This window comes from Janthinobacterium sp. EB271-G4-3-2, from assembly GCF_020858035.1.
GTDB lineage: Bacteria > Pseudomonadota > Gammaproteobacteria > Burkholderiales > Burkholderiaceae_D > Janthinobacterium > Janthinobacterium aestuarii.
Genome location: NZ_JACYMG010000001.1, coordinates 389,948 through 409,586 on the forward strand (window position 1 = coordinate 389,948; position 19,639 = coordinate 409,586).

Annotated in this window: 12 protein-coding genes and 1 pseudogene; 10 read left to right on the forward strand and 3 right to left on the reverse strand. The window is 63.8% G+C overall.

What is annotated here, in order from left to right:
- Positions 1-772: 772 nt before the first annotated feature.
- From IGS55_RS28010 to IGS55_RS01610, 3 genes and pseudogenes are all read left to right on the forward strand, one after another.
- Positions 773-1,894: pseudogene (locus tag IGS55_RS28010) on the forward strand (outer membrane protein assembly factor BamB family protein); the annotation flags it as partial.
- Between the two features lie 91 nt (positions 1,895-1,985).
- Positions 1,986-2,747 (forward strand): hypothetical protein, encoded by a 762-nt coding sequence (locus tag IGS55_RS28015; RefSeq protein WP_329958128.1) that lies wholly within the window; start codon positions 1,986-1,988, stop codon positions 2,745-2,747.
- A gap of 110 nt (positions 2,748-2,857) precedes the next feature.
- On the forward strand, positions 2,858-3,469 hold the full coding sequence (locus IGS55_RS01610) for a hypothetical protein (protein WP_230516472.1): 612 nt from the start codon (positions 2,858-2,860) through the stop codon (positions 3,467-3,469).
- Between the two features lie 212 nt (positions 3,470-3,681).
- Here IGS55_RS01610 and IGS55_RS01615 read toward each other — a convergent pair whose 3' ends face one another.
- The gene (locus IGS55_RS01615) at positions 3,682-7,140 is read right to left on the reverse strand and encodes a DUF748 domain-containing protein (RefSeq protein ID WP_230516471.1); all 3,459 of its coding nucleotides are present in this window, start codon (positions 7,138-7,140) and stop codon (positions 3,682-3,684) included.
- A gap of 239 nt (positions 7,141-7,379) precedes the next feature.
- On the opposite strand from IGS55_RS01615, the gene IGS55_RS01620 reads away from it, so the two are divergent.
- The 4 genes from IGS55_RS01620 (at position 7,380) to IGS55_RS01635 (ending at position 12,592) form a co-directional block, all read left to right on the forward strand.
- On the forward strand, positions 7,380-9,524 hold the full coding sequence (locus IGS55_RS01620; RefSeq protein WP_230516470.1) for a TonB-dependent siderophore receptor: 2,145 nt from the start codon (positions 7,380-7,382) through the stop codon (positions 9,522-9,524).
- Positions 9,525-9,579: 55 nt separating this feature from the next.
- Positions 9,580-9,975: a DUF2946 domain-containing protein gene (locus IGS55_RS01625; RefSeq protein ID WP_230516469.1), complete on the forward strand. Its 396-nt coding sequence runs from the start codon at positions 9,580-9,582 to the stop codon at positions 9,973-9,975.
- 93 nt (positions 9,976-10,068) lie between these two features.
- Entirely contained in the window at positions 10,069-12,147 is a 2,079-nt protein-coding gene (locus tag IGS55_RS01630) for a TonB-dependent receptor (RefSeq protein WP_230516468.1), read from the forward strand.
- Between the two features lie 223 nt (positions 12,148-12,370).
- Positions 12,371-12,592: a hypothetical protein gene (locus IGS55_RS01635; protein ID WP_230516467.1), complete on the forward strand. Its 222-nt coding sequence runs from the start codon at positions 12,371-12,373 to the stop codon at positions 12,590-12,592.
- Positions 12,593-12,635: 43 nt separating this feature from the next.
- Here IGS55_RS01635 and IGS55_RS01640 read toward each other — a convergent pair whose 3' ends face one another.
- On the reverse strand, positions 12,636-12,824 hold the full coding sequence (locus IGS55_RS01640; protein ID WP_139142897.1) for a hypothetical protein: 189 nt from the start codon (positions 12,822-12,824) through the stop codon (positions 12,636-12,638).
- A 288-nt stretch (positions 12,825-13,112) separates the two neighbouring features.
- Here IGS55_RS01640 and IGS55_RS01645 point away from each other — a divergent pair, with 288 nt between their 5' ends.
- The 3 genes from IGS55_RS01645 to IGS55_RS01655 are packed head-to-tail and all read left to right on the forward strand — an operon-like array spanning position 13,113 to position 16,226.
- On the forward strand, positions 13,113-14,444 hold the full coding sequence (locus tag IGS55_RS01645; RefSeq protein ID WP_230516466.1) for a D-serine ammonia-lyase: 1,332 nt from the start codon (positions 13,113-13,115) through the stop codon (positions 14,442-14,444).
- A 20-nt stretch (positions 14,445-14,464) separates the two neighbouring features.
- Positions 14,465-15,367 carry a DNA-binding transcriptional regulator DsdC gene (dsdC, locus tag IGS55_RS01650; RefSeq protein WP_230516465.1) on the forward strand — a complete coding sequence of 301 codons (903 nt, stop codon included), beginning with the start codon at positions 14,465-14,467 and terminating at the stop codon, positions 15,365-15,367.
- Between the two features lie 43 nt (positions 15,368-15,410).
- A complete protein-coding gene (locus tag IGS55_RS01655) occupies positions 15,411-16,226 on the forward strand; it encodes a ferritin-like domain-containing protein (protein WP_230516464.1) in 816 nt (271 codons plus the stop codon).
- Between the two features lie 6 nt (positions 16,227-16,232).
- On the opposite strand, the gene IGS55_RS01660 is transcribed toward IGS55_RS01655, so the two are convergent.
- Entirely contained in the window at positions 16,233-19,616 is a 3,384-nt protein-coding gene (locus IGS55_RS01660; RefSeq protein ID WP_230516463.1) for a hypothetical protein, read from the reverse strand.
- Positions 19,617-19,639 lie beyond the last annotated feature (23 nt).

Sequence of the window (19,639 nt, forward strand, 5' to 3'; positions counted from 1 at the left end):
GAAGTGAAATTCAAGAAAAATGTTTGGCTTTGGTGGTTTTTTTCCATTTTACGATAAAAATTTGTTTTATTCGAGAAATTTGTTGTTTATTTATTTGATTTAATTATTTCAATCAAAATTGCGTGCCTGTAGCGGGCTGGACGCTCAGCTCGTGTATAAAAAGCCACACGGCGCGCACCGGGCGCGCTGGCGTGTGCCACGCTTTGCCGATTGGTGAAAAGATGCAATTTCTTTGATTACCATCAAAGACGGTGCGCAGGCGCGTGCCGCCGACTGACTCTTGTAAAGGAGCATCATGACTGCCTCTGCCCGGCCTGGACCCTTGCTTGTCATCACCGCAGTCATCTTCATCTTGCTGGGCCTGGCGCTTGCCGGCGGCGGCGCCTGGCTCGTCAGCCTGGGCGGTTCCTGGTATTACGTCGTGGCCGGCATCGGCATGCTCGTCGCGGGCGCGCTCGTGTGGAAGGGGCGGCGCCGCGCCCAGCTGTTTCTCGCGCTGCTGCTGTTCGCCACCCTGATCTGGTCCGTGATCGAAGTGAAGTTCGACTGGTGGCAATTGCTGCCGCGCCTCGATATCTGGTTCGCCGCCGCCGTCTGGCTGCTGCTGCCCTTCGTCGACCGCCGCCTCGATCCGCCATTGACGGCCGGGGCCAAACCGCGCGATGCGGGCAAGAGCGCGCTGGCCGCCGCCGTGGTACTGACGGCCGCCGTGGGCGTGTTCTCGCTATTTCAGGATTACTACACCTTGCATGGCGAAGTGCCGGCCGAGAACATGGCCGCCACGCCGCAAGGCGATTTCGCGCCCGGCGTGGCGCCCAACGACTGGGCCGCGTATGGCCGTTCCGGCTATGGCGACCGCTACGCGCCGGCCGCGCAGATCACGCCGGCCAACGCGTCGCAGCTGAAACAGGCGTGGGTGTACAACACGGGCGACTTCAAGGGCCCGAACGACCCGGGCGAGATCGCCAACGAAGTCACGCCGCTGAAAGTAAACGGCATGCTATACCTGTGCACGCCGCATAACATCGTCATCGCGCTCGATCCGGACACGGGCAAGGAGATCTGGCGCCACGATCCGAAGATCAACCGCGACGCATCGAGCTACCAGCACATGATCTGCCGCGGCGTGGCCTACTGGGACGTCAACGCGGGCCGCGCCAAGGGCGACCCGGCACCCGAGGCGGCCGGCATGGAGTGCCCGCGCCGCATCCTCGCGCCCACCATGGATGCGACCCTGATCGCCGTCAACGCCGATACGGGGGTAGCCTGCAAAAGCTTTGGCGAAAACGGCGTGATCGGCCTGTACCACGGCATGGGCATGAAGAAGCGTGGCTTCCTGATGCCGACGTCGCCGCCGGCCGTGGCGCAAAACGTGGTGGTGATGGCCGCCAGCGTCACCGATAACTTTTCCACGGAAGAGCCGTCGGGCGTGATCCGCGGCTACGATCCCGTCACGGGCAAGCTGATGTGGAACTGGGATGCCTCGAACCCCGACGACACGGCGCCGATTGCCGATGGCAAGACCTACACGAACAATTCGCCCAATTCCTGGGGCGTGTCCAGCGTCGATGAAAAGCTGGGCATGGTGTACATCCCGATGGGCAATGAAACGCCGGACACGTGGGGCGGCAACCGCAATCCCCATGGCGAGAAATACAATAGCGCCATCGTCGCGCTGGACCTGGCGACGGGCAAGGTGCGCTGGGTCTACCAAACCGTGCACCACGATATCTGGGACATGGATATCGGCGGCCAGCCCACCCTGGTCGACATCGACACGCCGAAAGGCAAAGTGCCGTCCGTCGTGGCCACGACCAAGCGGGGCGACATCTACGTGATCGACCGGCGCGACGGCAGCCTGGTCGTGCCGGCGCCGGAAAAACCGGTGCCGACGAACAACCCGGCTCCCGGCGACCGCCTGTCGCCCACGCAACCGTTTTCGGCCCTCACTTTCTTACCTGAAAAAAAACATCAGCGAAACGGATATGTGGGGCACGACGCCGTTCGACCAGCTGGCGTGCCGCATCATCTTCCGCCAGCACCGCTACGAAGGGCCGTTCACGCCGCAAACGGTGGCCGAAGGCAAGATCAAGGGCGCCATCATTTCGCCGGGCCCGCTGGGTATCTTCGAGTGGGGCGGGGCGGCCGTCGACCCGGGCCGGCAATTGCTGCTGGTGAACCCCGACTACATGGGCTTTCTGGAACGCCTGGTGCCGCGCGCGCAAGCCAATGCGAAGGGCGGCACGGGATCGGAAATGGGCTTGCAGCCGCAGACGGGCGTGCCGTTCGCCGTGGAAATCAAGCCTTTTCTTTCGCCGCTGGGCTTCCCATGCCAGGCGCCGCCATGGGGCTATATCGCCGCCGTCGACTTGCGCACGATGAAAAAAGTATGGATGCACAAGAACGGCACCACGCGCGACAGCGCCCCCGTGCCCATCGCCTTGCCGCTGGGTGTACCCAGCCTGGGCGGCATCAGCACGACGGGCGGCGGCGTGGCCTTCCTCAGCAGCACGCTCGACTACACCATCCGCGGCTACGACGTGCGCAACGGCAAGACCGTATGGAAAGCCCGCCTGCCGGCCGGCGGCCAGGCCACGCCGATGAGCTATGTCTCGGACAAGACGGGCAAGCAGTACGTGGTCGTCATGGCCGGCGGCCATGGTTCGCTGGGCACGAAGATGGGCGATAGTCTGGTGGCGTTTGCGTTGCCGGATGAGGTGGTGAAGGGGGCGGAGAAAGCGAAGTAGTTAATACATGTGGTGCTGCGGCATTGCTCGATGATGTCGTAGCCAAATAGAATACGATTTTTTGGGGTACGCGATGATTGTAACTATAGTAGTGCCGAGCAAGTGACAGTATGACGGTTAAACGAGGATGGTATCGCTTGTGGGTGATATGCACCTTTTTTTGGATAATATTTGCATTGGTTCGCTGGAACGCTATATATGAGTTCACATATGCCGTAAGGTATTATTTTGATCCTAAAGATTTTGCAATTGATGAGGCTAATTCGTTTTGCCCTATTCATATAACTTTACGTCCACAGGAGGAAGAACCTGAAGTCATGCCCGAACGCAGTCAGTTAGCGGACATTCTGATGTGGGAACGCGAGATGGCAACCCAGACAGCTAGTGATAATATCGTTTGCAATCCGCCTATCTTGCTTGGTAATGGTGGTCAAGAGAGATCTACTGATGAAATCCATCAATGTCTTCTCAAAGGCATCGAAGCAAGGGCGAAAGAAGCTGCAGCGGCAGATGAAAAAAAGAATTTAGAGAAAAAGCAGATTGCTGTCGAGCTTGAGAATTCACGGATCAAGCAATGTATTCGTGAGTTTAAGCTTTCCGAGCCTAGTTGGACGGCACTGGCCCTTACATTTTTACCACCGACCATAGGTGTGATACTTGTCTTGCTAATGCTGCGAGGTTTGTATGTTGCTTTTCGCTGGGTTTGGCGTGGCTTTCAATAAAACACTGGATAGGAGGTAATGTCATTAAGGTAAGCGAGCAAGAATAAGCGAGCAAAAGCATTGGGTACTTAAGCAATACCGCGAAAATGCTGGGGTCGGACCCTGAGGGGCCGACCCCAGAACTTTAAAGGCTTGTCCCGTGAGCGCGATGGGATGAATGGAACCCACAGGCAAAGAGCCGGGGTCAGACCCGACGGGTCTGACCCCAGATCTTATTGCGCCGCCAATCCCAGCTTCAAGCCCACCAGCTTGCCCGGCGCGGCCTCCGTTTTTTCCGGCGCACCGGCGCTGACCCTGGCCGCCGGCGTGCCGTCCTGTTGCAGGGCAGCCAGAATCGCCGCGCTGCGCTGGGCACCCAGCTTGCTCAAGGCATCGGCCGGCAAGGGCTGCTTGGCTTCCAGCTGCTCGCGCAAGCCGTTGTAGAAGGCGCCCGTGTCGGCCACTTGCGGCTCGCCTTCGATCAGCTTGCCCAGGCGTTGGAATACGGGGATTTTTGCCGGAGCCGGAGTGGAAGCCGCCGCTGCGGCAGGTGCGGCCGACTCCGCCGCCTTTTTCTGCTTGTCCAGTTCGGTCTTGCCGAAGCGCTCGCCGTACAGCTCGCGCAGGGCGCCACGGATCTTGCGTTCGCCCAGGTTCAGCGGCCCCGGTTCTTCGCCCGCTTCCAGCTTGATGCCGGCCTTGGCGGCGACGGCGCGGCGCACGGCCTGGGCGCGCAGGGCGGCCGCATCCGTATCGCTGTACTGGCCAGGCACGGCCAGCTTCAGCTGTTCGCGCTTGGCGAGGATTTGCGCCACCTGCTTGAGTTTTTCCCGCTCGGGCGGCAGCAGCACGGCGCTGCCCGCGTCGAAGTCGATGGATTCGAGCTTGTCGGCGCTGATGCCGAGCAAATTGCCCAGCGCGCGGAACGGCGCCGTGACGATTTTCGTCAGCACATTGCCCACGGCTTTCCAGACCAGGGCGCCATAGCTGAATTGCGGGTCGTTCATGTCGCCCGACACGGGCAGGCCCAGGTCGATGCGCCCGTCGCTATCCTTGAGGATGGCCAGTGCCAGTTCCAACGGCAGCTTCAAGGCGTCCGGGCTGTCGATGCGCTCGCCCAGGGTCAGCTTGTCGAGCACGATCTGGTTGGTGCCGTCGAGCTGGCGGTTGCGCACCTTGTATTGCAAGTCCAGCGAAATCTTGCCTTCTGCCACCTTGTAGCCGGCGAACTTCATCGTGTACGGCGAGGCGGACACCATGTCGACATTCTTGAAGACGACGTTCAAGTCCGTGTTGTCGGTCGGGGCGAAGGGATTTAATTGGCCACGCACGCGGGCCAGGCCGAATTCGTCGATGCGGCCATCGAGTTCGATCTGGCTGCGCGCATCGCGTTTCGTCGACAGGCCCGTGACGACGCCATTGAGTTCATAGATCTTGGCGGCGAACTGGGGCCGCAAGCTGAGGTCGGCAAAGTCCAGCTTGGCGTTTTGCAGGCGCACGCGGCGCACACGCACGGGGAAGGCGGCGTCGGCCGCCGGCGTGGCGGCGGCCGCAGGAGCGGGGGCCGTTGCCGTGGCAGGCTCGGGCGCCTTCACCAGCAAACGCTGCGCATTGAGGCTGCGGTCGTTTTCGATGATCAGCTGGGCGTTCGGTTCCACCACGCGCAGTTCGGGGATGTCGACGAAGTCGGGGCCCACGCTGGCCGTCAGCTTGTCGGCGCGCACGCTTTTCCAAGAGGCAAAGCGCTTGCCATCCGTTTCATTGAGCACGAGGCCGGCGATATCGACGCCGCCCACATAGCGGACCTTGGGCGCTTTCGGCGCGCCGCCGCCCGTCGTCAGGCGGCCGCTGCCGGAGAGCGACCCGCTTGCCAGTTTCAGTTTGATATGCTGCGCCAGCAACGGTTGCACGGGCGCCAGGGGCAGCTGTTTCAAATTCAGCTGCGCATCGACGGCGCCCGTTCCCGGCACGAACTTGCCATTGGCCGTCAATAGGCCGCCTTCGCGCAGGCCCACGCCCAGCTCGAACGGCAGTGCCTGTTTCATATCGTTGCTGACGTTTTGCAGCGACAAACGGGCATCCTGCACATTGACCTTGATGCCTGTGCCCGCGTCATCGAAACGGGCGCCGAACTTGCCCAGTTCTACCCTGTCTATCTTGGTGGACCATGGCGCGGATGGTGCGTCCTTGGCAGTGTCGGCTTTGCTGGAGGCAAACACGGGCAGCTTTTGCGCAATCGCAAATTCGCCCTGGCGGTTGCGCGCCAGGTCGATCTGCGCGCCGCTGGCCGTCACGGCGCCCAGGTGCACAGTGTGCGCGGCCAGGTCGATCTTGCCTTCGGTAAAGCCCAGTTGGGCCAGCTTGAACGGCGTTTGCGCGCCCCGCTGCATGGTGAGGTCGGCCAGGCCGAACTGTGCGCCGTCGATGACGGTGGCCATGCCCGATGGGCCTTGCTGCAAGGCCAGCTGCAAGTTCAGCTGCAGCTGTTTGGCGCTCAGCTGCAAAGCCGGCGAGACGGTTTCATCGATGGCGGACACGTCCACATTGGCCAGCGCCAGCTGTTTCAAGTCCACTTTCCACTTGCCGGGCGTGGCTGGTGCGGCAGGCGCGGCGGTGGCCGATGCTGCGGGTGCGGGATTGCCCGGCAGCATCAGGGTCGCCACGTCGATCTCGCCCTTGCTGTCGCGCCGCACGGCTACCTTGCCGCCGACCAGGTTGACCTTGTCGACCGTGACGCTTTGGCGCGCCAGGTCCACGTTCACGCCGGCGATACCCAGGGTGTTCAGCGACGTAAAGGCGTCGCTCTTGCCGCTTTGTACCAGCGCCAAATCGCGCAAGGCGAGGCCCGCGCCTTTGACGGTCGCTTCCAGCTTGCCGTCGGCATAGGAAAAGGCGTAGGGCAGGCGCGCCGACAGCTTGCCGCTGGCGACAGTCGCGCGCGTATAGCCTTTCAAATACGCGGCCAGGCCGGGCAGGGAAGCGTCGTTCAGTATCAGTTCGCCTTCGCCGCGAATGGGGCTCAGCGAGGCCGTGCCGCGCCAGTGCAGCTTGCCGCCGCGCGCCGCATCGGCGCTGAGGCTGTAGCTGCCGTTGGCGTCGGGCAGGGTGGAGATATTATCGAGCGTAAAGTTGATCGGCGTGAAGTTGTCCGCATAGCCGGCCTTCTGGTCTTGCCAGTCCACTTTTCCTTGCTCCAGCGCAAAGTGGGCGATGACGAGGCGCGGCATGCCGCCTTCGCTTTTTCCCGGATGGTTGCGTTGCCAGGTGGCCAGCACTTCGGCCAGGTTGAACTTGCCGTCCGGCGTGATCGTCAGCTGCGCTTGCGGCGCCGTGATGCGGATTTCCGCCAGGCTCCAGGCGCGCCGCACGATGGATTTCCATTCCAGCTGCACGGCCAGGGCGCCGATGGACAGCAGCGGTGCATTGTTTGCGCTGGCCGCTTCCTTGAAAGCGATCTTGTCCGCTTCCAGGCGCAGGGTAAACGGGTTGAAGCGCACGTCGGCGATGCTGGCCTGGCGCGCGAGTTCTTTTTCTGCAAATTTGGGCAGCTGGTTTTTGATGACGTAGGGCACCAGCCAGAAGCCGGCCGCGCTGTAGGCGGCCAGGGCGCAGCCCGTGCCCAGGGCCCAGCGCTGCCAGCGTTTCCAGCGAAATGTTTTCGTCTGCACGCTTTTGTTGTCGATTGTGTTCACGAACTTACCTTTTAGTATCTTGTTAGGCGGCACGTCTTGCGCGCCGTGACTGTCAGTATGCCTCTTTGCGGCCTCGTCTGCAAAATCCAAACGTGTTCAAGTGATAACAGGCGCCAGAGGGAGCTAGTTTCTCCTGTAAAACTCACACAAACTCACCTTTTCTTGATAATGATTCTCATTAACGGTATCATGGCCGCTCACCAGAAGTTCCCATTTGCACATATTGAAAGCCTGTACTCATGCCTGCCGTTTCTCCCCGCACCCGCTTACTTCCAGTTGCCGCCGCCCTGGCGCTGGCCTTCGCCTCCCACGCAGCCTGCGCCGCGAATGGGGCCGGCGGCCAGGACGATCCGGCCGCCGGCGATGAGAGGATCATGCAAGCCGTGCAGGTGACGGGCGCCCGCGCGCAAGGCTTGGTGCCCGTCACGACGGAGGCGGGCAGCTTTCGGGGCGCCAGCATCATGGACGTGCCGTCGACCGTCAACGTGATCACGCGCGAATTGCTGGAGCAGCAAGCCGTGTCCGGCCTGTACGACGCCGTGCGCAATACGGCCGGCGTGACGCGCCAGCAAAATGGGGGCGAGACGTGGGATCAGCTGGTGATACGCGGCATCGCCGTGGAAAACCGCACGAATTACCGCCTCAACGGCTCCCTGCCCATCATGAACTTCTCGCAAGTGCCCATGGAAAACAAGGAGCGGGTGGAAGTGCTGAAGGGCGCCTCGGCCCTGTACTACGGCTTTACGTCGCCGGCCGGCGTCATCAACTTCGTTACCAAGCGGGCCGGCAGCCGGCCCGTCACCAGCATGGGCTTGAGCGTCGACGACCGTGGCAGTGCCGTGGCGAACGTCGACGTGGCCCGCCGCTTTGGCGCGCAGCAGGAATTCGGCGTGCGCGTGAATGCGGCCGGCGGCACCCTCGGTTCCTACCTGGAGGATGTCGGCAACGGCAACCGCCGCTTCCTTTCCACGGCGCTCGACTGGAGAGTCACGAACAAATTGCTGCTGAAAGCCGACCTCGAGTACGAGCGCCGCAGGGTGACGGAGCAGGTGGGCGTGGCCTTGCCCACGGCCGTGAAAGGCGTGATCAGCTTGCCGCGTGCCGTCGATCCGCGCAAGCTGATCGGCCCGGACTGGTCGAATTTCGAAGCGCAAACGAAAAACGCGCAATTGCGCGCCGACTACGCTATCGCCGATGGCTGGGCCTTGACGGTGGAGGCGGGCCACGCGGAAACGGCGCGTGACCGCCGCCTGGCGATCTTCCGCTTGAATAACGCTGCCGCGCTGGCCACGGGCGCGGGCCGCATCACGGGCAATATCCAGCACAGCGTGATGGCGTCGGACTTGCTGCGCGCGGAACTGGCCGGTAATTTCAAGACGGGTTCCATCGCCCATGAACTGACCCTGGGCGCGTCGCGCACGGACAAATCGCAAGACCCGATTTACCAGAGCAATTACACGATCGCGTCGCAAAACCTGTACGACCCCGTGCCCGTGACGACTGTCGTGTTCGGTCCCAAGCCCACGGCGCCCACGACGGCCGGGCTCGAAACGCGCGACACGGGCTTGTATGCGCTCGACCGCATGGTTTTCAGCCCGCAATGGCAAAGCGTCATCGGCGTGCGCCGCAGCAGCTATCAAAGCGACCAGGGCGCCAGCCACTACGACGTCAGCAAGACGACGCCGATGGCCTCATTGATCTACAAGGCCACGCCCGAGCTGTCGTTCTACGCCTCCACGGCGCGGGGGCTGGAAGAGGGCGAAACGGGCCCGACGGGCACGGCCAACCAGGGCGTCAAGATGGCGCCCGGGGTCAGCAAACAAAAGGAGCTGGGCGCACGCTGGCTGACGCCGGGCGGCAGCTTGCTGTCGGCGGCGCTGTTCGACATCACGCGCCCCGGCTACTACACCAATGCCAGCAATGTGTTCACGTCGGACGGCGAACAGCGCTACCGTGGCCTGGAACTGTCGACCCAGGGCAAGCTGACGCGGCAGTTGTCGTGGCAGACGTCGGCCCAGCTGCTCGACCCCAAGTTTGCCAACATCAACGCGGACTACAACGGCAAGGCGCCGGAGAACGCGTCGAAACGCACGGCCAGCGTCTTCCTCGCCTACGCGTTTGACACCGTGCCGGGCCTGTCCGTCAACGGCGGCGCGTATTACTACAGCGCCCGTCCCGTCAACGACCTGAACCAGGCCTTCCTCGGCGGGGTGAGCCTGTTCAGCGCGGGCGCCCGCTATGCGAGCCGCGTGATGGACAAGGCCGTTGTCTGGCAACTGAACGTGGAAAATGCGGCCGACAAGCGCTACTGGGCCGGCGCCGGCACGCGGCTGGCGTCCGGTGCGCCGCGCGCCATCAAGTTGAGCATGAAGGTGGATTTGTAAGCCAGGCTTGACTTGCGCCCTGTGCGCAGGGGCCTTGCCCTGATACAATGTTGCCATGTTCATCAGCAAAGGCAAGGCCGGCATCGTCCTGTGGATCGCGTGTATCGCCATCTTCCTGGCCACGCTCGCCCCTACGGTGTCGCGCGCGCTGACGGTCGCCAGCGGCCTGGCCGTGCCCAGCCTGGAAATCTGCTCGGTGGCGGGCGGCATGAACATGCTGCCCGCGACATTCTCCACGGACGCGCCCGACACCTCCAAGGGCGGCATGCGCATGGGCGATTGCCCGTGCTGCAGCATGCATGCGGCCACCCTGGATGTGCCGCCCACGACCCTCGTGCTCGCTTCCGGCGAACTCATCACGGGCTTGCTGCCTGAGCTGTTCTACCAATCCGCCACACCGCTGTTCGCCTGGACGCCCGTCCAGCCCCGCGGGCCGCCTGCCGCTTTCTGATTTTTTCATTTCCCGTGTGAATGGCTTTTTTGCCGCGCCGATTGTGCGCGCGCCGCCGTTCGCCTTGTCTACTCAGAATTTGAAAGCAGCATCATGAAACATTTGCCAATATTGATTTCCCTCGCCATCGCCATGCCCGCCGTGGCGCAAACGCGCACTGAACAGGTCCTGCCCGAGATGAAAGTCATCGTCACGGCCATAGGCGACGGCTACCGTCCCGCCGCCGACACGGCGCTCATGTTGTCCAGCACGCCCGGCTACAGCGTGGCGGCCGGTGGCGGCGTGTCCGGCTTGCCGGTGGTCAATGGCTTTGCGGATGACCGGCTGAAAATACGCATCGACGGCATGGAACTGACGTCGGCCTGCGCCAATCATATGAATGCGCCGCTGTCGTATATCGATCCGCAGCAAGTGCAGCGCATCCGCCTGATCGCGGGCGTGACACCCGTCAGCGCGGGCGGCGACAGCATCGGCGGCACCATCGAAGTGCAGTCGAACGCGCCCGTGTTCGCCGAGCCCGGCGCGGGCCTGCTCACGCACGGCGGCTTTGCCGTGTCGGGACGCAGCGTCAACAACAGCGTGGCGACCAGCGTGAACGCGTCGGCCGCCAGCGACAGCCTGAGCGTCGGCTACAGCGGTGCTTATACGCGCGGTCACAGCTATGAAGATGGCCACGGCAACAAGGTGCTGGCCAGCATGTACGAAAGCATCAACCAGTCCATCGTGCTGGCGGCGAAGCGCGATGGCCAGCAGCTGACCCTGCGCGCCGGCGTGCAGCATGTCCCGTACCAGGGTTTCCCGAACCAGTACATGGACATGACGGACAACCATGGCCAGTTCGCCAACCTCGCCTACCAGGGCACATTTGCCTGGGGCGTGCTGGACGCGCGCGCCTACTGGCAGCAGACGGACCATGAAATGGGCTTTTTCACGCCCGAGCGCAAAGGTTCGATGCCGATGATCACGCACGGACGCAACACGGGCTATGCGCTGATGGCCAGCTTGCCGACCGCCGCGGGCGAGTTGCGCCTGGGCCAGGAGTGGCACGGCTTCCGCCTTGACGATTACTGGCCGGCCGTGCCCGGTTCCATGATGATGGGACCGCGCACCTACCTGAACATCAACGACGGCAAGCGCGATCGCACCGTGCTGTTTGGCGAACTGGAAACGCGCCACGATGCGCGCTGGACGAGCGTGCTGGGCGTGCGCGGCGAATCCGTGCGCATGGACACGGGCGACGTGCAATCGTACGGCACCAACATGATGAACATGCCGGACGTGATGGCCGCCAGGGCCTTCAATGCGCGCAGCCGCAGCCAGCGCGACACGAATATCGATGTCTCGGCGCAAGCGACCTTCACGCTAGACGCGGCCAGCAGCTATGCATTCGCGCTGGCGCGCAAGGTGCGCTCGCCCAACCTGTACGAGCGCTACTCGTGGGGCCGCGGCTCGATGGCCATGACCATGACCAACTGGTTTGGCGACGGCAACGGCTATGTGGGCAGTATCGACCTGAAGCCCGAGACGGCGTACACGGCGGCGTTCACGGCCGACTGGCATGGCGGCGGCGAAGAGGGCTGGTTCCTGCGCGTCAACCCGTATTACAGCAAGGTCGACAATTACGTCGACGTCGACGTGCTGGCGCCTTTCCACCCGTATATGAAAATGGGCGCGAACGGCAACTTGCTGCGCTTTGCCAACCAAGACGCCAAATTGTACGGCGCGAATGTGACCTGGCAGTTGCCGCTGGCCAGTAGCGCGCGCTGGGGCCGCTTCATGGCGACGGGCAACGCCGCTTACACGCGTGGCAAGCGCAGCGATGGCGGCGACCTGTACCGCATGATGCCGTTCAACGCCTTGCTGGCCGTCGAGCACAAGCTGGGCGCCTGGAGCAGCCGCATCGAAACGAAGATCGTGGCCCGCAAGGACAAGGTCGATGCGCGCCGCTTCGAACCGGAAACGGGAGGCTATGCACTCGTCAACCTGCGCAGCAGCGTGGCATTGAACAAGATGGCCAGCCTGAGCGCCGGCGTGAGCAACCTGTTCAACCGCGCGTATGCGGACCCGCTGGGCGGCGTGTATTTGTCGGGCTTGAAGGCGAACGGCGGCGCGCTGCAAGCGTTGCCGGCCGAGGGGAGGTCGATTGATCTGGGGCTGCAGCTGAAGTTCTAAGGCTGGCAATCAGCGGGCGCCTTCCTGCCGCCGAAGCGGAAGGCGCCTGCTGGCATCGCCGCATCGGCGAGCGCCAGGTGGTCGTGACAATGTGCGCATGTTTCTCGAAGGTAATTTGTTATGCTCTCTGGCGCCAGCTTCAGGCGTTTGGCGCACATGGGTGCGATAGCGGAGGCTGAAGGCTGTATCTGCTCAAATGAAGCTGACTGAATAAAAGGTGTCCATGATCGCATTTAAAGATTTTCGTTCGACCACCGTGGGCAGTCCGCTTTCCGATGGCATGGACCGGTCGCTGGTATTGGCCAATGAATGGCTGCTAAAAACCGGCGTTCGTCCGGTCAACATCGAAACCATCACGGAAACGCGAGGCTGGACGGCGTTAGCCAAGGTTGAGCGAGGGATACGGGTTTGGTATGAAGTGGCGCCTCCTCCCTTGAAGTCCTGAGCTGTTCAGGCAGACCAGTCCCCGCTCACCTGCCGCAGAGCCATCAACTTCCGCCTCCGCTCTTTTTTCGCCGTGACCCCGTCAGCACGCGCAGCGCGGTGGCGATCGGCACCTTGTTCTTGGCGAGGTAGGCGGCGGCCGTGGCGGTATCGAGCATTTCCTGGAAAATAATGCCGACTTCGACCTTTTGGGCCGTCAAATCGTCCTGCCTTGCGCAGTCGAGGATATCCATATTCGTAGCAGTAACTTTGTCATTCTTGGAGCGCATTTTTGCCTCGGTAGAAAAGAGAAAAAATGTCTCCTTTATTTGCCTTTAAGATAACTTATTTTTGTGACTTTGTGGAAATTTTTCTTTAATCGATAGTGCTTTCAAGAATTAAATTTAGCTATGGGCCAAGGTCGGTGTCTGGGGATGAATGCGGGATAGATGACATTCCCTCATGCATTGCCTGATCAACCATCGTTTGCCAGCGGCGACCGGATGCGCTCTAATCATGGCTTGTTCCTACACGAGGTTGCCATGCTGCCCATTCCCGCCATCGCCGCGCTGCGCGAAAAATTTCCCCTGATTACAGAACTGATGGCCTTGCAGCCCTTGAGCTGGTTCAATCCCCGCATCGCCCCGGCGGCCGAGGGTTTGAAGGACGTGGGCTTGACGGCCGATGACGTGGCGCAGGCCAGTGCGCGCCTGGCGCGCTTTGCGCCGTATCTGGCCAAGGCTTTCCCGGAAACGCAGGCCAGCGGCGGCATCATCGAGTCGCCCGTCGTGCCGTTGCCCGCCATGCAGGCGGCACCAGGTTTGGCGTTAGACATGACAAGCGGTCAGCTGTGGCTCAAGCAGGATAGCCATTTGCCCATTTCCGGCTCCATCAAGGCGCGCGGCGGCATCTATGAAGTGTTGAAACATGCGGAAATGCTGGCGCTGGACGCGGGCTTGCTGAACGAGGGCGATGACTACAGCCTGCTGGCCAGCGACGCCGTGCGCGCCTTCTTTGGCCAGTATGCGATCGCCGTCGGCTCCACGGGCAATCTGGGCCTGTCGATCGGCATCATGAGCGCGCGCCTGGGCTTTCGCGCCACCGTGCACATGTCGGCCGATGCGCGGCAATGGAAGAAGGATAAATTGCGCAGCCACGGCGTCACCGTCGTCGAGTACGCGACCGACTACAGTGTGGCCGTGGAAGCGGGGCGCAAACAGGCGGAAAACGATCCCACCTGCCACTTCGTCGACGATGAAAACTCGCATGACCTGTTTCTCGGCTATGCGGTGGCGGGCCAGCGCCTGAAAGCCCAGTTCGCCGCAAAGAACGTCACGGTCGATGCGCAGCACCCCTTGTTCGTGTATCTGCCGTGCGGCGTGGGCGGCGGCCCCGGCGGCGTGGCCTTTGGCTTGAAGCTGGCGTTTGGCGACGATGTCCACTGCATCTTCGTCGAGCCGACCCATTCGCCATGTATGCTGCTGGGCGTGTACACGGGCTTGCATGATGGGATCAGCGTGCAGGAGATCGGCATTGACAACCTCACGGCCGCCGATGGCCTGGCCGTGGGACGCCCGTCCGGCTTCGTCGGACGCGCCATGCAAAGGCTGATCGACGGCTACGCCACCGTCAGCGATGAGGAACTGTTCCGCTTGCTGGCCTTGCTGGAGCAGACGGAGCAGCTACGTCTGGAACCGTCGGCCGTGGCCGGATTCGCGGGCATTCCTGCCGTGCTGGCCGCGCCGCAATACCAGGCGCAGCTGGAGACGGCCACGCACCTGGTGTGGGGCACGGGCGGCAGCATGGTTCCCGAGGCGGAAATGGCCGCTTACGTGGCGCGTGGCCGCGCCTTGCCGGCGGCTGGCGCCGCCTGATGCGGGCCGGCGCGCCGCGCATGGCGACGCTGACGGCCAGCCAGTTCGCCAACCTGCACACGTTTCTCGTGGCGGCGCGCCATGCCAGTTTCGCGCTGGCCGCGCAGGAACTGGCGCTCACGCCCAGCGCCGTCAGCCACCGCATTGCGCGGCTGGAAAGCAGCCTGGGCTTGCGGCTGTTCGAGCGCCTGACGCGGCAGGTAAAGCTGACGCAGGATGGCGAACGCATCTTCGCCGCGCTGCAAATTGGCTGGGATGGTTTGCATGCGGCGCTGGCCGGCGGCGATGCGCTCACGGGCAGCATCACCGTGCATGCGCGCCCGTCCATCGCCCAATGCTGGCTCGTGCCGCGCCTGGCAGGTTTCACGCTGCAGTATCCGGACGTGTCGATCGATTTGCGCGTGGGGAACGACGCCGTCGACTTTCGCGCGGGCCAGGTCGAGCTGGCCTTGCATTACGGCGACGGCAACTTTCCCGGCCTCGTATCGCGCAAGCTGATGGACGAATGGCTGGCGCCCGTCTGCAGTCCGGACTATGCGCGCGACCATGGCTTGCTTGATATGCCGCAACACTTGCGCGACGCGACGGTGCTGCATGACACCCTGGCCTGGCCCGCCTGCGCGCCCGATGCCGAGTGGCGGCTGTGGCTGGACGGGCAGGCGCCAGAGGTGAGTTTGCCCGCGCGCAGCCTGCGTTTCGACCGCGCCGACCTGTGCGCGCAGGCGGCCATCCACCACGCGGGCGTGGCCATGGGCAGGCGCCAACTGGTGCAGCCGTGGCTAGACAGCGGGCAGCTGATCCTGCCGTTTGGCGGCTTTGCCTTGCCCAGCCCGCAGGCGTATTACCTCGTGCACAGCGGACGCGCCGCGCTGCCGGCAAGAGTGCAGGCGCTGCTGGAGTGGCTGCTGGGGCAGGCAATTTGATACACTGCGCCCCTTGTTCAAGAAAGCGCACGAAGGAAGCACCATGCATGCATCATCCCCACCGGCCTCCACGCCGCCGCAGGAATTGCGCACGACCGCGCTCGCCTGCCTGCTGGAACCTGACCCGGCAACCAAGGTGGCGATGGTGGCGGCCATGGCCGAAGCCCAGCTTTCTCTCGATGCGCACTTGCCTTTGGCGCCGACCGGCCCCGTGCCGGGCCGTCCCGAACGGCCGGAACTGGTGCCGCCGCGTCTGGTGGGGCGGCGGTCGATGATCACGCCGGAAGGGCGCGCCATGCTCGTGCACGCGCTCGCGCACATCGAATTCAATGCCATGAATCTGGCGCTGGACGCGCTGTGGCGCTTCCCGGATTTGCCCTTTGACTACTACACGGACTGGCTGCGCGTGGCGAAGGAGGAGGCCACGCACTTTGCCATGCTGCAAGCGCACCTGCAGGTGCTGGGCCACGCGTATGGCGATTTCCCCGGCCACGACAGCCTGTGGGAAATGGTCGACAAGACGCGCGGCGACGTGCTGGCGCGCATGGCGCTGGTGCCGCGCACCCTGGAAGCGCGGGGGCTCGATGCGATTCCGCCGCTGCGCGCCAAGCTGGCGCAGGCGGGCGACATGGCCGCCGCCGCCATCCTCGACATCATCCTGCGCGATGAAGTGGGGCACGTGGAAATCGGCAACCGCTGGTATGGCTACCTGTGCGATCAAAGGGGCCTGGAGCTGCGCGCCACCTATGCCGAGCTGGCGCAGCGCTACGAAGCCCCGACCCTGCGCGGCCCGTTCAACTTGGAAGCGCGGCGCCGGGCGGGGTTTTCGGAGCTGGAACTGTCCGATCTGCCCGCCTGACCATGCTTACGGATGGGCCGTGATGCTGATGTGCCAGTGGCTCAGGTGTCCCGCCTCGATGTGCACTTTTGCCGGCTTGGTCCAGGCCCCGGCGCCGGGGATATTGTCGGTAGGGGCGGCGGAAAAACGCCCGTCGACGAGGGCCCGCTTGATGAAACTGGGGCCGATGTAGATGACGCGCGTGCTGGCCTGCGCCGCTTCCAGGGCCAGCATGGCCCGGTTTGCCGCGATCCACGCCAGCAGGGCTGCCAGTTTCGGCTTTTGCGCGGGGTTGGCCACCACTTCCGCCTTGGCGTCATTGATCAGATTTTGAATCGCTGCGCCATCGTTCTGGCCGCCCAGCGCGTCCGTGTAGCCACCCGCGCCATCCGCGTAGCGCAAGTCGATCTGCTGGCCGTCGCTGTGGCCGCTGTGGCCGAGGATGGAGCGGCCCGTTGCCGTCTGCGTCACGTGCTGGCCGCTGATGTCGTCGAAACGGTAAGCCTTGCCCGCCAGCCAGGCGATGGCCAGGCGCGTGGCCCACGAATCGCCGCCAGCATCACGCGTGCCGTAGCGCCGCCCCGCCAGCGCCGCCTCGTTGTTGGCCAGGTACAGGGGAATGTAGGCCGTGTCGCCCTTGAACTCCACTTGTCCCCCTTCGGCCGGGTCCGAGCTGGCATCGACATTATCGATGCGGCCTTTCAGGCGCAGCGTGACGACGGCCTTCTTGTCGAGCTTGGCGCCGGCAAAGGCGGGCAGCACCAGGCCGGGAAATTTTACGCTGCCGGCGGTCTTGGTATTAGTCTGAGACAATAGATTCTCCGCGCTGAAGGCGGGATTGCCGCCGCCGGACGATATGCCGATATTGATTTCCGTAATCTTTGCCGCCGCCGGCGTGTAGTGCAATTCCAGCGGCAAGGTGTGCGTGGCCGTGGCCGTTCCTTGCGACACGGAAACATACGGCCCCGCCAAATTGCCCGTCAGCTTGATCGGCTGCAGCACGGGATGGGCGGCCTGGTTCGGCGAGCTGAACTTCGCCTGCGTCACCTTCAAACCCTTGCACGCGAGACTCAGTTCCACCGTCGTCACGGTGGCCAGGGCGCTGTCGCCGATATTCGTGGCGCTGACGTTGCCGCCCAGGTTCAGCGCGCCATTGCTGGTCTGCTTGCTGACGTCGACGCACTCCGTCCTGACGATGGTGCCTTGCGTGAAGTGCGACTGGTTGACGGCGCCCGTGGCGGCCAGGCTGACGCCGGGCAGCCCCGTCACGGCATACGACCAGGTATCGTTGTACTGGCTTTGCGCCGTCGTGTAGGTGGGATACTCGGCCGTGCTGACGGTGATTTTCACGCCCACGTTTTTCGTGTTCTGGGGTACGGTGAAGGCGATGGGCGAGGTGATGGTCTGGTTTTGCGCGGCTGCAATGGCCGTGAAGGTCTTGCTGCCCGCGTCATCCTGCGGCGTGGCGTCGCCCGCGGCGCGGGGGCTGGCGGGCAGGTCGCGCGCTGGCGGCCCGGCGCCATCCTGCGTGACGCTGCCGGCCGCATAGGTCTGCGCCCCGGCGCGCAGAGCCAGGCTAGTCCCATACGGATAGACGATGTCGACATTGACGTTGCTGCTGTTCTCGAAAACGACGGCGCTGACGCTGACCACGTTCGGGTGGACCAGGTCGTTCAAGGTCAGCTGGTAGGTATCGGGCAGTACGCCGTCGAAGTGGAAGGCGCCCGTGGCGTCGACCACGGCCACCTGGCGCTGGTGGTTGTTGTAGCCGGCCAATAGCATTTTCTTGCCGGCCAGTCCCGTGGCATTGCCGCCCGCCGGCGTGCGCAGCTGTCCTTGCAGCACGATGCCGGACTTGATGACGATCAAGGCATAGCTGGCCGTGAACTCGCCATCCTGCGAGACGAAATTGAGGTTCAGGTCGTAGCTGCCATTGGGCAAGGATGCCAGCAGTTGCTGCATGGCCGTGGCGCCGATGCTGAAGGTGCCGCTGGCCGCATCGAACGTCCAGTAGCTCTTGAGGCTGATGGCCACGTCATTCGGGCCGGACAGCAGGCCGTCGCTGTCATCCTGCAAGGCCATGGGGGCCGCATCCACGAGGCGGAACGCGAGGCCGCCCGGCTGCAGGCGGTTGTTCGGCCCCAGTCCCGTGATGGCCAGCATTGGCGCGGTGGTCGGTACGCTGCCGTCGTCGCGTGGTTCCACATAGGTTTCCACGGCCGTGGGCAGTGCCGTCTGGATCAGCAGGTCCAGGGTCGTGACCTTGCCGCCCTTGCTGAGGGAAAATTGCGCGTGCTGGTCGACACCCGTGTCGCCCGGCGTGGAAAAGCGCAGGCTGCCTTCCTGCAGCAGCACGTCCGTGACGGCGCCGCCGACCTTGACGCTGTCGGCGCCGTCGGGAAAGCCCAGCTCGGCCAGCGGCAGCACGACCACTTGCGCGGGCCGCACGGGGTCGAGGACGATGCCGTCGCCGGTGCTGAAGGTCCACGTCAGGCCCGTGCTCTGGAAGGCGATGCTGCGCTCGATGCGCACGGTGATGGTATCGGCGGGCGTGACGGTGGCGCCCGCGCCGATGCTGCCGGCCAGCACGTCGCCATCGATGATGGTGCTGCCTGCGGGCGCGCTGGCCAGCACGGCGTGCACGTTGACGGCCGCTTCGCTGCCATTGTTGCGGATGTGCACGCGGTAGGTGTAGTCCCAGGCCGTGCGGTTGACGCGCTGCTCGGCCACTTTTTCCAGCAAGGTGACTTCCAGGTCGCCGGCGGCCTGGGTGGTGCCGCTGGTGGTCGCGGCGGCGGCCAGCATGACCTTCGGCGCGGCCGGCTGCGTGGGATCGTTCGGTCCGCCGCAGGCGCACAGGCTCAGTGCCAGCCCCGTGACCAGCGCGGCGCCCGCCAGCTGCCGGCGCCGCAGGCAGGCCATGGCCAGTACGCCCGCCAGCAGCAGCCATGGCGTGGACGGCAGGGCGACGGCGAACGGCTGCGTGATGCCCGTGTCGAGTTCGATGAAGGAGACGGGGTCGAGGATGGAAAACGGCTGGGCGCCTGGGCTGCCCGGGCCCAGATAATCGAAGGTGACGGAAAAGCCCGTGGCCGTGGCGCCGGGAGCGATGCCGCCGGCCAGCGCCAGCGCGTCGAGGTAGCCGCTGGCGGGAATGGCGGGATCGGGCTGCACCACCAGCACGTCCCAGCCTGGTAGCGTGAAGCCGCTCTGCAGGTTGGCGTACTGGCCCACGCTGAAGAACAAGGTGAATTCCTCGATGGGCACGGCCAGGGTGGTGTTGCTGACCGTATAGTCGTAGCGCCACTGCGTGCCGCCCAGCGATGTTGCCGTGTAGCCGATGCTGGCGGCGTGCGCGGCGGACATTACGCATAGCAGCAGCGCCAGCAGCGCCTGTTTGATAAAGCTCATGATCGTTCCCCCATAGACTGGCG

Coding starts and splice junctions, on each gene's coding strand:
- dsdC (WP_230516465.1), top strand. CDS start 14,465: ATGGCGACGCTGACGGCCAGCCAGTTCGCCAACCTGCACACGTTTCTC.
- IGS55_RS01660 (WP_230516463.1), bottom strand. CDS start 19,616: ATGAGCTTTATCAAACAGGCGCTGCTGGCGCTGCTGCTATGCGTAATG.
- IGS55_RS01620 (WP_230516470.1), top strand. CDS start 7,380: ATGCCTGCCGTTTCTCCCCGCACCCGCTTACTTCCAGTTGCCGCCGCC.
- IGS55_RS01655 (WP_230516464.1), top strand. CDS start 15,411: ATGCATGCATCATCCCCACCGGCCTCCACGCCGCCGCAGGAATTGCGC.
- IGS55_RS01645 (WP_230516466.1), top strand. CDS start 13,113: ATGCTGCCCATTCCCGCCATCGCCGCGCTGCGCGAAAAATTTCCCCTG.
- IGS55_RS01635 (WP_230516467.1), top strand. CDS start 12,371: ATGATCGCATTTAAAGATTTTCGTTCGACCACCGTGGGCAGTCCGCTT.
- IGS55_RS28015 (WP_329958128.1), top strand. CDS start 1,986: ATGTGGGGCACGACGCCGTTCGACCAGCTGGCGTGCCGCATCATCTTC.
- IGS55_RS01640 (WP_139142897.1), bottom strand. CDS start 12,824: ATGGATATCCTCGACTGCGCAAGGCAGGACGATTTGACGGCCCAAAAG.
- IGS55_RS01610 (WP_230516472.1), top strand. CDS start 2,858: ATGACGGTTAAACGAGGATGGTATCGCTTGTGGGTGATATGCACCTTT.
- IGS55_RS01625 (WP_230516469.1), top strand. CDS start 9,580: ATGTTCATCAGCAAAGGCAAGGCCGGCATCGTCCTGTGGATCGCGTGT.
- IGS55_RS01630 (WP_230516468.1), top strand. CDS start 10,069: ATGAAACATTTGCCAATATTGATTTCCCTCGCCATCGCCATGCCCGCC.